General features: G+C 54.8%; 14 protein-coding genes. 5 read left to right on the top strand and 9 right to left on the bottom strand.

Annotation, left to right across the window (positions count from 1 at the left end):
• Window positions 1–47: 47 nt before the first annotated feature.
• From amaB to J4E05_RS11245, 3 genes are all read right to left on the bottom strand, one after another.
• Window positions 48–1,547 (bottom strand): L-piperidine-6-carboxylate dehydrogenase, encoded by a 1,500-nt coding sequence (gene amaB, locus J4E05_RS11255; protein WP_349595504.1) that lies wholly within the window; start codon window positions 1,545–1,547, stop codon window positions 48–50.
• A 78-nt stretch (window positions 1,548–1,625) separates the two neighbouring features.
• Entirely contained in the window at window positions 1,626–2,927 is a 1,302-nt protein-coding gene (locus J4E05_RS11250) for an aspartate aminotransferase family protein (RefSeq protein ID WP_349595501.1), read from the bottom strand.
• A gap of 90 nt (window positions 2,928–3,017) precedes the next feature.
• Window positions 3,018–4,205: an NAD(P)/FAD-dependent oxidoreductase gene (locus J4E05_RS11245; protein ID WP_349595498.1), complete on the bottom strand. Its 1,188-nt coding sequence runs from the start codon at window positions 4,203–4,205 to the stop codon at window positions 3,018–3,020.
• A 428-nt stretch (window positions 4,206–4,633) separates the two neighbouring features.
• On the opposite strand from J4E05_RS11245, the gene gcvA reads away from it, so the two are divergent.
• Entirely contained in the window at window positions 4,634–5,587 is a 954-nt protein-coding gene (gene gcvA / locus J4E05_RS11240; RefSeq protein ID WP_349595495.1) for a transcriptional regulator GcvA, read from the top strand.
• A gap of 126 nt (window positions 5,588–5,713) precedes the next feature.
• A complete protein-coding gene (locus J4E05_RS11235) occupies window positions 5,714–7,426 on the top strand; it encodes a methyl-accepting chemotaxis protein (RefSeq protein WP_349597551.1) in 1,713 nt (570 codons plus the stop codon).
• Here J4E05_RS11235 and J4E05_RS11230 read toward each other — a convergent pair whose 3' ends face one another.
• The 6 genes from J4E05_RS11230 to J4E05_RS11205 form a co-directional block, all read right to left on the bottom strand.
• Window positions 7,427–8,293, bottom strand: a complete 867-nt coding sequence (locus J4E05_RS11230) for a heme ABC transporter ATP-binding protein (RefSeq protein WP_349595492.1) — start codon at window positions 8,291–8,293, stop codon at window positions 7,427–7,429.
• Window positions 8,290–9,432, bottom strand: a complete 1,143-nt coding sequence (locus J4E05_RS11225; RefSeq protein WP_349595490.1) for a FecCD family ABC transporter permease — start codon at window positions 9,430–9,432, stop codon at window positions 8,290–8,292. The genes J4E05_RS11230 and J4E05_RS11225 overlap by 4 nt, the downstream gene beginning before the upstream one ends.
• Entirely contained in the window at window positions 9,429–10,307 is an 879-nt protein-coding gene (locus J4E05_RS11220) for a heme/hemin ABC transporter substrate-binding protein (RefSeq protein ID WP_349595487.1), read from the bottom strand. Before J4E05_RS11220 ends, J4E05_RS11225 begins: the two co-directional genes overlap by 4 nt.
• The gene (locus J4E05_RS11215) at window positions 10,304–11,362 is read right to left on the bottom strand and encodes a hemin-degrading factor (protein WP_349595484.1); all 1,059 of its coding nucleotides are present in this window, start codon (window positions 11,360–11,362) and stop codon (window positions 10,304–10,306) included. Before J4E05_RS11215 ends, J4E05_RS11220 begins: the two co-directional genes overlap by 4 nt.
• Window positions 11,363–11,690: 328 nt before the next feature.
• A complete protein-coding gene (locus tag J4E05_RS11210; RefSeq protein ID WP_349595482.1) occupies window positions 11,691–12,959 on the bottom strand; it encodes a CynX/NimT family MFS transporter in 1,269 nt (422 codons plus the stop codon).
• 80 nt (window positions 12,960–13,039) lie between these two features.
• Complete coding sequence (locus J4E05_RS11205; protein ID WP_349595480.1) at window positions 13,040–13,696, bottom strand: LysE family translocator; 657 nt, start codon at window positions 13,694–13,696, stop codon at window positions 13,040–13,042.
• A 389-nt stretch (window positions 13,697–14,085) separates the two neighbouring features.
• On the opposite strand from J4E05_RS11205, the gene J4E05_RS11200 reads away from it, so the two are divergent.
• From J4E05_RS11200 to J4E05_RS11190, 3 genes are all read left to right on the top strand, one after another.
• Window positions 14,086–14,727, top strand: coding sequence for an RT0821/Lpp0805 family surface protein (locus tag J4E05_RS11200; RefSeq protein WP_349595478.1), 642 nt, complete (start codon window positions 14,086–14,088; stop codon window positions 14,725–14,727).
• Window positions 14,728–14,942: 215 nt separating this feature from the next.
• Window positions 14,943–15,242, top strand: coding sequence for an SCP2 sterol-binding domain-containing protein (locus tag J4E05_RS11195; protein ID WP_085590059.1), 300 nt, complete (start codon window positions 14,943–14,945; stop codon window positions 15,240–15,242).
• A 37-nt stretch (window positions 15,243–15,279) separates the two neighbouring features.
• Window positions 15,280–15,933, top strand: coding sequence for a DUF6134 family protein (locus J4E05_RS11190; protein ID WP_349595475.1), 654 nt, complete (start codon window positions 15,280–15,282; stop codon window positions 15,931–15,933).
• Window positions 15,934–15,966: the final 33 nt, after the last annotated feature.

The raw sequence follows: 15,966 nt of genomic DNA, 5'->3' as shown, positions 1-15,966 counted from the left end.
CGGCGGTGTTTGGGTATTACGCGGTTAAACCTGCCGGATCAGACAGATCAGATATCGAACTTGATGCCCTGTGCCAGCGGCAATTCGCGGGAATAGTTAATCGTGTTGGTTGCGCGGCGCATATAGCCTTTCCAGGCGTCCGAACCGGATTCGCGGCCGCCGCCAGTTTCTTTTTCGCCGCCGAACGCACCGCCAATTTCCGCGCCCGACGGGCCGATATTAACATTGGCAATCCCGCAATCCGAACCAACAGCCGACAGAAACAGTTCGGTTTCGCGAAGGTCGGTCGAGAAAATGCACGATGACAGGCCCTGCGGCACACCGTTTTGAAGCGCAATGGCTTCTTCCAGCGTTTCATAGGTCATGACATACAGGATCGGCGCAAAGGTTTCGTGTTTGACCGTATCGGTCTGGCCCGGCATTTCCACCACGGCAGGCTGCACATAATAGGCATCGCCATATTGGTCGGCCAACACACGTTCGCCGCCATGCACGGTGCCACCATCCTTTTTGGCATTGGCAAGGGCAGCCTGCATATTATCGAAACTGTCCTTGTCGATCAGCGGGCCAACCAGCGTACCATCGGCAAGCGGATCGCCGATTTTAACCGATTTATACGCCGCAATCACCTTGGGCAGCAGGTCGTCTTTGACATCTTTATGTACGATCAAACGGCGCAGCGACGTACAGCGCTGGCCACAGGTGCCAACAGCGGAAAACACAATCGCGCGAACCGTCATGTCCAGATCGGCCGACGGGGTAACGATCATGGCATTGTTGCCGCCCAGTTCCAGAATGGTGCGACCAAAGCGGGCCGCCACACGCGGACCAACTTCGCGGCCCATGCGGGTGGAGCCGGTGGCCGATACCAGGGCCACATCATTGCTGTCGGTCAGGGCTTCGCCAATGTCACGCGCGCCAATCACAACCTGATGCAGGCCTTCGGGTGCGTCACCAAAACGATCCAGCGCCTTTTGCAAAATGTTCTGGCAGGCAAGGGCGGTTAACGGGGTTTTTTCCGACGGTTTCCAAATAACGGCATTACCGCACACCAGCGCCAGTGCCGTGTTCCACGACCAAACCGCAACCGGAAAGTTAAAAGCAGAAATAACGCCGACAACACCCAGCGGATGCCAGCTTTCCATCATTTTATGACCCGGACGTTCGGACGCGATGGTCAAACCATAAAGCTGACGCGACAGACCAACAGCGAAATCGCAAATGTCGATCATTTCCTGAACTTCGCCCAAGCCTTCCTGATAGATCTTGCCACATTCAAGGGCAACAAGGCGGCCCAGCGGTTCCTTGGCGGCGCGCAGTTCTTCGCCCAGCAAACGCGCCAGCTCACCCCGGCGCGGACCAGGCACCTGACGCCACTGTGCAAATGCCCGTTTCGCATTGGCAATGATATCGCCCATCGCTGCCGGGTCCGTTTCGGCAATGCTGGCGATCTCCGATCCATCCACCGGAGTCTGGACTTTTAAGGCACCGCCCGAGATGACATCATCGGTCAGGCCGAGTTCGCTCAGTATCTTTGCATGGCTCACAATAAGCTCCCTTTCATTTTGGTTCTGTTGGGGTGATTTGCCAAATAACCATCACTGTCCTGTCGGATCCAACCGCCCTTATTGCACATCGGCAAGGGCGGGCAAAAGACGCCCGATAATTTCGAACGCTTCATCCACCTGATCAAACGGGATGGTCAAGGGCGCCAAAAGACGCACCACATTGGCATATTCACCACTTGGCATTAACAATAGCCCGTTCTGACGGGCCAGTTGCAATAAAGTTTGCAGTCGGTTTGGCGACGGCGCACCGTCATCATTGACCAGTTCAAAGGCCCGCATGGCACCGATGCCCCGCACGCCGCCAATCACATGTCCGCCTGGCAACAGGCGCAGTTTTTCAACATGATCCACATATCGCTGGCCTAACTGATTGGCCCGGGACAAAATATTTTCGGTTTCCAGCACATCAAACACGCCGGTTGCCGCCGCACAGGCAACCGGATTACCCGAATAGGTGCCGCCAAGGCCGCCCGGTGCCATCGCACTCATCACATCTTGCGCCCCGGTTAAGGCGGCAAGCGGAAAACCACCGCCAATGCCCTTGCCCATCACCACAATATCGGGGCACACCCCGGCATGTTCGATGGCAAACAATTTGCCCGTACGTGCAAAGCCGGACTGAATTTCATCGGCAATTAAAATCATACCATGCTGGTCGCACAGGTGACGCAGGCTTTGCAAAAACGCGGACGAACAGGCGCGAAATCCGCCCTCGCCCTGCACCGGTTCAATCACCACCGCCGCAATTGATTGCGGTTCGGCAACAACCTTGAAAATCCGGGCAATTGCGGCGAGCGCATCCGCATCTGATATATCGGCTTCGCGGCACGGATAAGGCACATGATGCACATTTCCGGGCAAAGCCCCCAACCCGGCTTTATAAGGGGCAACCTTGCCGGTCAGCGACAGGGTTGCCAATGTGCGACCATGAAAGCCACCGTCAAAGGCGATAACGCTGCTGCGCCCGGTAAAGGCGCGGGCCAGTTTCAGGGCGTTTTCCATCGCTTCGGCGCCGGAATTGGTTAACATCGATTTGGCGGGGCCTTCGATCGGGCAATGATCTGCCAGCCAGTCGGTTACGGCAATATAGGGTTCATGGGGCAGCGCGTTAAAACAGCTATGGGTAAAACGTTCAAGCTGGGCGGCAACCTTTGCCATCACCACCGGGTGACGATGGCCCAGCGTTAAAACGCCAATGCCGCCAACAAAATCCAGATAACGTTTACCGTCACAATCCCAAACCACGGCATTTTCCCCCCGGTCGATATAAACCGGGTGCAAGGTGCGAATGCCGGCTGAAACCGACTGTTTTTGTCGGCTCGCAAGGCTGGATGAAACGGCAATATCATCGCGGGGCATTGTCGGTGGCTCCAGTTAAATCCGGGATGAACGGCACAGGCAAAACCGTTCTGTTTCCTGTTTCACAAGGCTTGTTTTTATATCGTAACGTCAGATTACATTAAGCTCGCGCACCGGGGCATTGTCGCGCACACGTTCATAGCCAAACACCGACATATCAAGCGTTTGGTAGCGCCCCGTTGCCACCAGTTCGCCCAGCGCACGGCCCACAGCCGGGCTTTGTTGCAACCCATGGCCGGAAAAACCATTGGCAAACAGAAAATTGGGAACATCGGGATGCGGACCAACAATGGCGTTTTGATCCAGCAGGTTATAGGCATAATGCCCGGCCCAGGAATTAATCACTTTAACCGCTTCAAACCGTTCGCAACGCTGATACAGACCCGGCCAGATGATGTCGTCAAACAGGCTGTGATCAACCTCGAAATCCCAACATTCGCCATCGCGGTCTGCCGGGGGCTGAATGCCGGTGATAAAATATTCACCTTCGGGCCGAAAATACAGGCCACTTGGATCAATCAGCATCGGGCATGTGGCCACAATATCGGCAGCATCACGGCAGTTAAAAACAAAAATGCAGCGTTTGCGCGGCTCAACCGGGATATCAAGCCCGGCCATGCGGGCCACTTTGGTCGCCCCGGTGCCAGCGGCATTAATGACGGTGCCGCAGCTAAATTGCCGCCCATCGGCCAATGTCACGCCGCTCACACGGTTACCGTCGCGCAAAAGGGCTGAAACTTCACCCTCCACGATATCCGCCCCACGCAGCTTGGCCTGACGACGAAAAATTTGCAGCAGGGAATAGGCATCAAACCAGCCCTCGCCGGTGCGCCCCCAGCAACCGGCAGATAAATCATCGACGCTCATCCACGGGTATTTCGCCTTAAGCTCACCTGGTTCCATCCAGGCAATATCGGCCCCGTGGGCTAACTGGGTTTGATGGTTACTGGTTAAAATATCGCGGCCATCGGGGGTGGCAAGTACCAGATACCCCTTTTCATGCAGGGAAACATCCGCATCCGGGTCCACATCGCGTTTCAGGTTACGCAAAAACTCAATGCCATAACCCGACATTTCAATATTGATCGGGGTTGAAAACTGCTGGCGGATCGAGGCCGCAGAAAGGGCGGTCGAGCAAAATTCATAGCTGGAATCCTTTTCAATCACCAGCACCCGGCCATCAAAATCACTGCGCCCCAACAAATGCCATGCCGCCGAACAGCCGATAACTCCGCCGCCAACAATAATGACATCATAAAACTCGCCACTTACACCCATAAAAGCCAACTTCCCGATAAACATAACGAAACCGGAACAACCATTGGTTTTCCTGAAAATCGTTATTTTTGTTGTTTAACTGCCCGCTTTGTTTCAACGGGGCTGATCTGCAAAATAGCCGATGTTTTTCGACCCGAAAAGCGAACTTGCGACGTGACAATGCCAGTTATGCCACAGGGTTGGTGGGGCCAAACCACAGGGCCTTAAAGGCCATGACAAATGCGATACCCACAGGAAACATAACGACAGACCGTACGTCGCATTTTTCCATTTTATCGCAATCAACACCTTGCAATCGTCACGCGGGCGGCGCGAGGGCGCTTTCCGGGCCGCTCACACGCTAGGCCTTGGCGAAGGGCATCGCAAACGATATATTGGCACGATATCATTCCATTTCGGAATGAAGTATTGAGGCGGGAGTTCCCCGGATGCGTCGTGTTTTACCGTCTTTAACAGCCCTGCAGTTTTTCGAGGCATCGGCCCGCCATCTTAGCTTTACCAAGGCAGCACAGGAACTTAACGTAACCCAAAGTGCCATCAGCCGACAGGTAAGGTCGCTGGAGGAATATCTGGGCCGGGATCTGTTTCGACGCATTCGCCAACGTCTTAAACTTACCCCGGCGGGCGATGCCTATGCCGCACAGGTCCGCGACCTTCTGGACCGTGCCGAAGCCGCCACATTGCAAGTCATGGCCTATAGCGGCGAAGGCGGCATGTTAAATGTGGGCACCCTGCCCACTTTCGGCGCGCGCTGGCTTGTGCCGCGTCTGGGCGATTTTCGCACCGCCTGGCCCGATATTCAGTTAAACCTGATCACCCAAATCCGCCCGTTTGACTTTGCCGAGGAAGCAATTGATATCGCCATTCATTTTGGCGAGGCCAACTGGCCGGGATGCGTTTTTCACCGCCTGATGGGCGAAACCCTGATCCCGGTATGTGCGCCCAAACTGCTAAAAGACAACGACGATTTGCCCATAGCACGTGACCGCATTCGCAATTGCACGCTGTTGCAACACGCCACCCGCCCCACCGCCTGGCAGGACTGGTTGATGGCCGCAGGTGTACCCGCAGTTGATGATCTGGCAGGGCCGCGGTTTGAACATTTTCACATGGTGATCCAAGCCGCCGTCGCCGGGCTGGGCCTGGCCTTGATGCCGGAATTTCTGGTGCGCGAAGAACTCGACAATGGCCGTCTTCTCGCCCCGTTTGATCTAAGCATCCCCAGTCATCATGCCTATTATGTTGTGTATCCCGAAGAAAAGGAAAGCACCTTTGCCGTGCGCGCCTTTCGCGACTGGATCCTGGCTGCCAGTGGCAACACCCCGGTTGGCAAGGTTATTGGTGAAAATCAACAAGGTGACGTGGCCCTTGCAAGTGCCTGATCTTTGTTTTTGATTGCACCACATCCCGGCCCCCCCTAATGTTTTTCAGCCCGCAAGCCATATATAACAAAACGGGCGTCAAATTGATCAATCGGGGTAGCACAAAGGGGAATAACTTTGTCGGTCGTGGAGAGCAGCCTTCATCTTTTTCAAATCGAAGCAGAAGACTTCGTAAAATTTCAACGCGTTTCAGATGTTGTATTTGCCCCCATGGGACAAAGGGCAAAACAGTTTTACCAGATCATTTCTGAAAACGTCGCGGTGAAGATCGACGATGCCCGGATAGAAAAGCTGACAGCGCTGCTTGAAACGCACTGGACACGCCTGTTTAACGGCAAGATCGACCGTAAATTAAGTGATCAGGCTGCTGAACTGGCGCAATTGCACGCCGGGGCCGGGGTTTCACCCGCCACCATCATTCTGGCGATGTCCACTGTGCAGCAATCGCTTGCCACCGGCATTTTGGGCCGCTTTCGATGGAATATTGGTCAGGCAGGGGCCCTGGCGACCCTGGCAAATACCACCCTGATGTTTGATTTAAACCTGCTGCTAGCCCCAAATACAAACAATACCGCGCCGGGCACCAAACCCGCCCAGGGCAGCCATGCAAAGGCCCTGTCAGAAACCGAATTTGCCGACAAATTGATGGACCGCACCATGGATATGTCGGTTGCAATCAATGAAGGGGTTATTTCCAACGCCAAAATGATGCGTGGCCTGCAACAGGTTGATCATCGGGCACGCTCCATTTCCAGCGCCGTTGATGAAATGGTCGCAGGCATTAACAGCATTAATGAAAACAGCAGCTTTGCCGCCGCAAATGCCGCCGAAGCCATCGAAGCCACGCGCAATGGCCAGGAAACTGTGTCAAACGCTGTTGCCGGAATGGACGATATCGCCAGCGCCGTTTCAGATGCCGCCGAGCGGGTGGGTATTTTGGCCGAAGCCTCCGAAAGGATTGGCGAAATTGTGCAGTCGATCGAAGATATTGCCAGCCAAACCAACCTTTTGGCATTAAACGCCACCATCGAAGCCGCCCGCGCCGGCGAAGCGGGCAAAGGGTTTGCCGTGGTCGCGGGCGAGGTAAAATCGCTTAGCCAGCAAACAGCCCGCGCAACCGAGGAAATCCGCCAGCGCATTGGCAATTTGCAAGAAGAAATGCGCAATATTGTCGAAGCCATGGCCCGCGGCACCCTGGCCGTAACCAACGGCCAGCAAGTGATTGGCGAAGTTTCCACCCGGATCGAGGATATCGGCGTAAAAATGGGCGATTCGACCCGCCGGATCGAAGATATTTCACACATTCTGGCCGAACAAACCCGATCCGCCGATGCCGTGCAAAGTGGCATTTCCGAAATTGCCCGCCAGACCGGCGATCAGGTCAGCGCCATTCGCTCCATTATTGACGTGATTGGCAATGTGGAAAGCCTGATCGATGTTCAAATCAGCGAACTGGTGCAATATGACATCCCCAACCGCACCATCCGCAGTGCCAAGGCCGACCATTCGGTTTATTGCAAACAAATCGCCGAAATACTGGCCGGTCTTGCCAGCGAACATGACCCGTCGATGACCAAATCCACCACCTGCCGGTTTGGCAAATGGTATGATGGCCCCGCATCCGAACCCTTCCGCCACCTTAGCGCCTATAAGGCGATAAAGGCCCCACACCAGACCCAGCATGACGAAGGTGCCGCAGCCCTTGCCGCCTGTCGCAAAAAAGACATGGCAACCGCTCAGGCCCACTTTACCCGAATGGAAGCCGCCACCCGCGAGGTTCTGGAAAAACTGGGTCAGCTTGCCAGCGAAGCCCGCACTATCACCGCACAGCAAGCCTGATCAGGCAAACCCGGCCCGGCTTACCAGAATGTCAGTTGCACCATCCGGGTCGGGCACCGCCCGGATCGGGCTTTCAAATACATCGCTTAGCAGATCAGGCCGCATGACCTGATCTGTCGGGCCTTGGGCTGCGACCCGGCCCTTGCGCAAAATCACCACCCGGTCGGCATAACCGCAAACCTGATTAAAATCATGCAAGATCATCAAAACCCCGGTTTTGTGGTGCTGTGCCTGTGCGCGCGCAATCGACAGCAAACCATGCTGATGGCCAATATCCAGCCCGGCTGTTGGTTCATCAAGCAACAAAAAACGCGCCGGGCCACGGGTTCTGTCAAGCCTATCGACCGTATCAGGCATATCCGTATGCCTGGCCATCTTCACCGCAGCCCCTTCGGACATCCCCCACAATTGCACCAGGGCACGTGCCAAATGCACCCGCTGTTTTTCACCGCCCGAAAGGGCGGGATAGGCATGATCAGCCAAATGGGCAATATCGGCCAATGCGATGGCTTTTTCCACCAGATCGCGGTCAATTTTCCGGGATGATGTTTTACGAAAGGGTGCCCGGCCCAGCAAAACCACATCGCGCACGATGAAAGGAAATGCCATTGCGGCAGCCTGCGGCATCACAGCACGATTTTGCGCCAGGGCAAGGGCGGGTACATGGGCAATATCAACCCCGTTTTGGGTTACACGCCCTTTATTTGGGGCAATCTCGCCCGCCAGCACCTTTAACAAGGTCGATTTACCCGCCCCGTTGGGGCCTAAAACCGCCAAAACCTCGCCGGGATGAAGGATTAGCGATACATCGTCTAACAAGGTCTGTCCGCGCACGGCAAAGGTCACATTCTGGGCACACAGGGTCATATCCGCCGCCTTTTCTTTTCGCGCATCAAAAGCCCCAAAAAGAACGGCCCGCCCAATATCCCGGTGACCAGACCAATCGGCAATTCGGCGGGTAACACAATAATCCGCGCCACGGCATCGGCACCAACCAACAAAATTGCCCCGCATAAAGCCGATGCCGGAAGCACAATTTTGTTATCCGGCCCGCAAACCAGCCGCACCAGATGCGGGGCCAGCAAGCCTACAAAGGCAATAATCCCCGAAACCGCCACCGCCGCGCCAACAACAAGGGCGGTGATAATGGTGGCCCGGCGTTTTAAGGCCTCGACCTCCAGCCCTAAATGGCGGGCTTCGGCCTCGCCAAGCAAAAACAGGTTTAAGGGAGTGCCTAGCATCAGCAAATACGCCATCCCGGCTGCCATGCCCACAAGGGCAGGCATGTCTGCCGGCCCATTGCCCGACAAAGCCCCCATTTGCCAGAATGTCAGGCTGCGCAACTGGGCATCATCGGCCAGATAGGTGAAAATCCCTACCCCGGCAATCGCAATGGCATTAATCGCCACCCCGATCAGCAGCATAATCGCAGCATCGGTATGCCCGTCCTGGCGCGATAAAACCCTTATTACCCCTGTTGCCAGCCCGGCCCCCAAAAAGGCCGCCACCGGCACCCCATAGGGGCCAATAGCGGCATAATGGCTGCCTAAAAGGGCATGACCACACACAATCATCGCCACCGCCCCACAGGCCGCACTGGCCGACACACCAATAATGCCGGGGTCGGCAATCGGGTTCCGAAACAGGCTTTGCATCACTGTTCCCGCTACGCCCAAGGCCGCACCTATCACAATTGCGCGTATGATGCGCGGCAGGCGCAGGCTATCAAGTACGCGGGCGCTAAAATCATCCACGCCGCTAGCGGCCAAGCCTGTTTTATCGGCCAGATGCCACAGCACCTTGGCAACCCCAATGTCAGCCCCGCCAACACCCAACGAAATGACAACAGCAACCAGCAAAAGCACAAACAATGCCAGCAAGGACAGGGCTTTTCGGCTTATGCGTCCCCGCCCGTCCGCGTCATCGCCGATAACATACAAGGCGGACAAAACCCGGCAGGCCTGCTTGAGTGTACCAGCCCCCATTTTGATCATTGGCAAAGTCATTGCATGGCGTCGTATTGGTGAATTTGCGCGGCAAGATCGCGAATTTCACCAACTGAGCGCGGACCAAAACCCAAAATGGTCGAGGCCGACACCGTTAACACATGGCCGGCAGCCACGGCCTTGTGCAAACCCAAAACCGGGTCGGCCTGCAACCCGGCCAGCCCGCCAAGCTGATCGAGCGTTGAAGACGTTACCATAACGTAATCAGCGCCGTTCGCTGCGATAATTTCGGGTGAGACGGGTTTAAACCCGTCATACCCTGCCATCGGGTTTTCACCACCAATCAGCGCGATAATTTCGTTCGCGGTGGTATGCGCCCCGGCCGACATCGGCTGCCCGTGCCCTACCGACATCAAAAATACAATTTCCTTGCGGTTTGCCCCTGCCTTGTTCCCACCAGCCAGATGCTGAAGCGCTTCAATATCGGCTTTCACCTGATGTGCCAATATCTGCCCCTGACCCTCGCGGCCAAGGGCCGTTGCCGCCACCATGATCGCATCGGGCAGGTTTTCAAGGGTGGCTAGAGACGGCAAAACCGTCACCGGAATACCAAGTGCTTGCAGATCATCCAAAACCGGCGTCGGGCCGCTGTCGGCGACGGCAATAACATGGTCAGGCTTCAGGCTGATAATGCCTTCTGCCGCCAGATTGCGCATATAGCCGACTTTGGGCAGGGTTTTCACCTTTTCAGGCCAGGTGCTGGTGGTGTCGGTGGCAACAACTGTTTCCCCCGCGCCCAATGCAAAGACAATCTCGCTCGCCGGTGCGCCAACCGTCACCACCCGTTTGGGCATATCGGCGGCAAAGGCAGGGAAACACAAACTGACGAAGCCAACCAACGTTGCGATAAAAACACCATAAAAACGCATGATCATCCCCCCGCCTTCATCAATCGTGCGGAGGCCAGCCGGGGCATATCTTCGGCCAGTCTTTGCCATTCGGGGTTTTCCGGGTCCTTGGGCGCGCGTTGACCACACAGGATGGCAAAGTTGTTATGCGCGGCGTCATAAAGCTCGATCGTGGTAATTACACCCTCGCGGACCGGCTTGCGCACCAGCCACATTTCCGCCAAATGATCGGCCCGTAAATGCAGGGTAAAACGCGGGTCCATCACATTGACCCAGTTATCCATTACCCGAATGGTATTGATCGGCCCGGTATGAATTTGAATGGCCCCCGAATTACCAACAAAAACCATAATCGGCACCTGGCGGGTGGCTGCATTTTCCAGCAAGTTTTGAAAATGGGCCGGGTCAAGCTGCTCGGCAAATTCGGCCCCTGCCAGGCGCAATCCCTGATGCCGCCCCAGGTTAAAATCTTTCAACAGGCCGTGAAACTGGTGCACGTCTGTCATCCGTCCCCAATGAGCACGCCAGTTTTTAACATCCACATCCTGATCCGCCCGTGTAACCGGGGCGCGCAAAGGCGGCAAAACCGATATTTCAGGGCTTTGGTCAGGCGCGCCAAAATCGCTTACCAATGCCTCATAGGCCGCTAGATCAGATTTATCGGTTAGAAAGATTTTATGGATCGCGGTGCCATCATGACCAAAAAACTGCAAGCTGCGGCGCCCGCGCGCGTTGACCGCAAAGCCAAAACCCCAATGGCCCAAAAACAGCCGTAAATCGACATCGCCATTTAACACCAGCCCCATATCGCCATGAATGCTGACTGCGCCAAATGTGCCGGTTTTTTCATGCACAACACTGGGGTTGCGCGTTAACACCATTACCTCGCCAAGGTTTTCAAGTCGCTTGATCACATCGCCCCAATCGGCATCCATCCTTGTGACCGTGGTTCCGCACCCTGCTGCTACCAGTTCGGCTTCGCTGATGCCAAGCTGCTGTGCAATATCAACGGCATAGCCCTTGGCGGTTCCGGTAGCAAAACCCGTCCAGGCCTTTGCAATATCGGTTAATTCTGGTGTCATATCGTCACTTTCCTGGCGTGATGGATGTTTCCTGCGGCAAAACCGCCTGAACCCATGACGAAGCAATACATCTGTTTTCTGAAACTTATTTTGATAATAACAATTATTATTATCAACAAATGCCAGTTTGAAGCCGCACACCTAAAGAACGAATACAATCGCGTTTACCGGCGCGGCGTCGCTTCCCGGAACAACATTGTTAACAATACAAAACAAAATTTCGGGACGCGAAAGGCAGCATGAAACATTTTACCGTCCCCTCACACCAGGCAAAAAAACACCCCGAAGGCAAAACCATCGGGGTGTTAAACCGGTAACAGAACAAGCGTTAGCGTGACACAATCCTGTCAGGCGACCCGGCCCGCAGGCCGGAAACGAACTGAACCACGACAACTACAAACAAAATAAGCAACGGTATCTGCCAGTTTTGCAAATAATCGTGCAGGGCACCAAACAGGACCGGGCCGGTTGCCGCCAGCAAATAGCCCAGCGATTGGCACATACCCGACAGTTTGGCCGAAGTTTGCGGATCTGCCCCGCGCAAACCGACCAGCGTCAGGGCAATGCTGATCATGCTGCCCTGGCCCAACCCCATGCATAATGCCCATAAATAGGGCATGTCGGTGGTGGCAAAAACGAACCCGGGAATGCCAATGAATAACGGCACATGCAAAACAACCATTGCCAGTTTTTTGTTGGGGATGGCCGAATAAATCAGCGGGGCCAGAAACGCCGCCGGAATGCCAAAAACGTTAAAAACCGTCAAAAGCGTGCCAGCCTCGGCATCGGACATACCGGAATCGATAAAGATTTTCGCAACCCACGCCGTGCCGGTATAAAATACCATCGACTGGCAGCCAAAAAACAGACTAAGCCACCACGCCTCGCTATTACGCCACAGCGATATGCGCGGCGAGGCCCCCTGTGCATGATGATGGTAACGTAGCATTGGCAACCAGCACACACAGCCAATTGCAGCCACCACCGCCCACACCCCCAGCGCATAACGCCAGTCGCCTTCCATGCTGTTGCGCAAGGGAACCGCGCTAAAGGCAGCAATCGTCGCCCCGCTGGACATAACAAAGGTATAAAGGGCGGTAATCAACGCAACCTTACCGGGGAAACTGCGCCGTACCAGCGACGGGGTAAGCACATTCATCACGGCAATGGCAGCACCAAGCACAATGGTGCCAATCACCATCACCCCATATTGCCCGCTGGCACGCAAACCCTGCCCCACCGCCACCAGTGCCAGCATCAAAACCAGCGTGGCTTCAAGACCAAACCGCTGCCCCAAACGCGGCGCAAATATCGATAACACACCGAAACAAAGTACCGGAATGGTGGTGAGAAGCCCCAACTGCACCCCTGATAACTGCAAATCAAGACCAACTGTTTCGGCCAGCGGCCCCATCACAACGATGCTGCCGCGCATGTTAAACGCCAGCAACAGCAAGGCCGCCAAAAAACCCAGATGCGGCGCAACACGGCGAAACCCGCGCTCTGCCTGGTCGGTCGCGGGCAAGGATGGATTTGGTGAAGAGCGACGATGTTCAGATACCGCGGGGGACGAAGCAGACGATTTGGGATCAGACATGGAAAATACTGTCCGTTAAGCAGGGCCAGATGACAGGGCCAAAAATTTAAACAGGATGAAAGGTAGCAGGCATGGCAGCCTTAACCGGATGTCATGCCCATCAGGCCCGGGATAATCCCCCACAACACCCGTACAGCAATGACCAGAAACAGGACTGCAATCAACCGTTCAATAATGCCGGAATTGCGCCGCAACCACGGCAAAACCGCCCCGTGCGAAAACCCGACTGCCACCAGACAATACCATGCACAATCAATGCCCGCCGCCGTCAGGGCCAGCCATATTTTAGCGGTCCAACTGGCATCAGCCGAGACAAACTGGCTAAACAAAGCCAGAAAAAACAATGCAATTTTGGGGTTTAAAAACGCAATCATAAAGCCATCACGTGCAGCATGGCCCAGCGTATCGGCAATGGCACCGGGGTGATTGTCATTTTGAAAACGTGCGGCACTGCCTGCCCCGCGCCAGGCTTTAAATGCCAGCCATGCCAGATAAAGCGCCCCCAGAATGCTGACAGCTTCGCGAAACACCGGCACGGTTTGAAACAGGACACCCAGCCCCGCCATCGTGATTACAGCGTAAAAGCCAATTCCGGCACCATGTGCCAGCGCACAGGCAAAACCGGCCCGCCGTGACTGCCCAACTGAATGACGCAAGACAACAGCCAGGCTGGGCCCCGGTGTCATTGCCCCCAAAATACAAATGGTGGCAACCGACAGCCACGCAGTGAAAGTCATAACGTTTCCCCGGCACTTCTTTTTAAACGGTTTAAGTAAGTGACAGAAAGCTATCTGCCTGTGCAAACGGTTTCAACGCAAATGACGTCCTTCAGACGTATAGGCAACCACCGAAATCACTCCGTTTTGGCCCCGGTTGCCAGCTGTTCGGCGTGGTGCTGTATATCAACACCCGTATAAAAACCAACCGATGCCCCCTTAATCACACCTGACCACACCGGTATCACCGCCATAATTTGCCCTAACTAAGCCTCATCTACCCCACAAATACCGTCCATAGAGATATCCGGGACATAGTTGCAGGGCAAATTCGCATACAAATTCAGGCAAACCATGCGGGTGTAAAGACAAAGCGCATTACGCTGCCCCGCCAAAAGGAAAGCCGAAAAATGGCAAAAAACAAGTTTCGTTTCGTGATCGGAATTTTTGCGCTGGGCCTAAGCGGTGTTTTCATCAGTCCGGCCCAGGCCGACCCGCCCCCATGGGCGCCAGCACATGGTTACCGCGCAAAAGGCGGGCCAGACGGGCATCCCGGCAAAGGGCCGGGTTTCAAAAATGGCCCCGCCATTCATAATGGACACGATTTTGGCGCAGATGGTTTTGGTGACCTGTTTTTGCCAAATGGTAATATCCTGCAATGCAACCGCGACGTAATCGGGTCAATTCTGGGCGGTGTCGCCGGGGCCGCGGCGGGTTCGACAGTTGGCAAAGGTGACGGGCGCCTGCTTGCCACCATTGGCGGGGCCATCTTTGGAATGTTGGCGGGAAATGCCATTGGATCAGGCATGGACGCCACCGATCAGGCCTGCGGCGGTTATGCGCTGGACCGCCTGCCCGACGGTCAAACTGCGGTCTGGACCAATCCCGACTCGAACCAGCAATATGGCATTACCCCGGTAAAAACCTTCCAGAACGAAAACAACCAATATTGCCGGGAATATAGTGCCTCCGTCAAAATCAACGATGCGCGCCAGCAAACCTATGGCACCGCATGCCTGCAATCCGACGGGTCATGGCGTATCCTGTCGTGAAATCGATGCGATAAAAATAAAGCCTGACTGCACGTTAGCAGACGTGCAGTCAGGCTTTATTTACGTCTATAGGTTGAAAATTCTCCCTGACAATCAATGCCCTAGCAGCAATTGAATGACTTTGAAGTAAAACAATTTACCTTTACGTCACTTTGAGCTACATTACGGCAACAAGAACACAAAAACAAAATCAACAAACGTCCAGGGAGGATTTCGTGGATAACAGCATCCTCGAAGCCGTCGAAGCCAGATTACCGCAATTGCGGGGGCTGAACGCCGTTGTCGCCTTTGATTGTGGTGATGATGGCAGCATTGTTGTTGATGCAACCGGGCCAACCCCGGAAATCAGCGATGATGATGTTTCGGATGCCGATTGCATCCTGAAGATTTCCCAAGCCAATTTACAAAAACTGATCACCGGAAAACTCGACCCGATGCTGGCCTTTACACTGGGCAAGCTCAAGGTAAAGGGGTCCATGGGCATCGCCGCCAAGCTGTCCTCCATGCTGGACTGACGGCTTTTCTGTTTTTGATCGGGGTTGGGGAACTCTTATGTCTCGAAAATTATTGGGCGGTGTCGCCACTGCTTGCGCAATTTTTGCTACACTTTATGCCGGACTGCACGGTGCCAAAGCCGATGAAACCCTGAATTACAAGGTGTTCAAGGATGGCGACCCGATTGGTTTTGAAAAAGTGGTGTTAAGCGATACAGCCGACGGCCAGATCGCACATATCACCACCGAAACCTCTGTCCAGGTGCTGTTTTTACAGTTCCACTATCATCATGACCGCACAGAAACGTGGAAGAATGACCATCTGGTTTCCGTCAAAGCCGAAACCGACGATGATGGCACCCCTTATGCGTGGCTGGCGGAATATGAAGGCGATTGTTACGAAGTCGCCGGAAAGGGTGTTCCGCGCCGTGAAGAATGTAACGCGGCCTGGCCCCTGACACTGTGGCGCGAAGATATTACTGCCAAAACAAGCCTCTACAGTGTCATCGACGCAGCACCCTATGCGGTGTCGGTCGCAAAAACCGTTGATACCAGCCTGACCATTGATAACCGCAAGATCCCCGCCACCCACTATGTGATGACCGGGGATGTTGCCCGTGACCTTTGGTACGACAAAGACGGTAAATTGCTGAAAACCAGCTTTAAGAAAAAAGGCTATGACATCGATTTTATCAGGGTCGATGCCCAATAAAGCCTGACCAATAAAATGCGGGCGCAAAAAAGC

The sequence above is a fragment of the Thalassospira sp. NFXS8 genome, from assembly GCF_040148805.1.
In the GTDB taxonomy this organism is placed as follows: domain Bacteria; phylum Pseudomonadota; class Alphaproteobacteria; order Rhodospirillales; family Thalassospiraceae; genus Thalassospira.
Note: the sequence above shows the minus strand (reverse complement) of the source record. Positions and strands in the feature narration are given on the sequence as shown.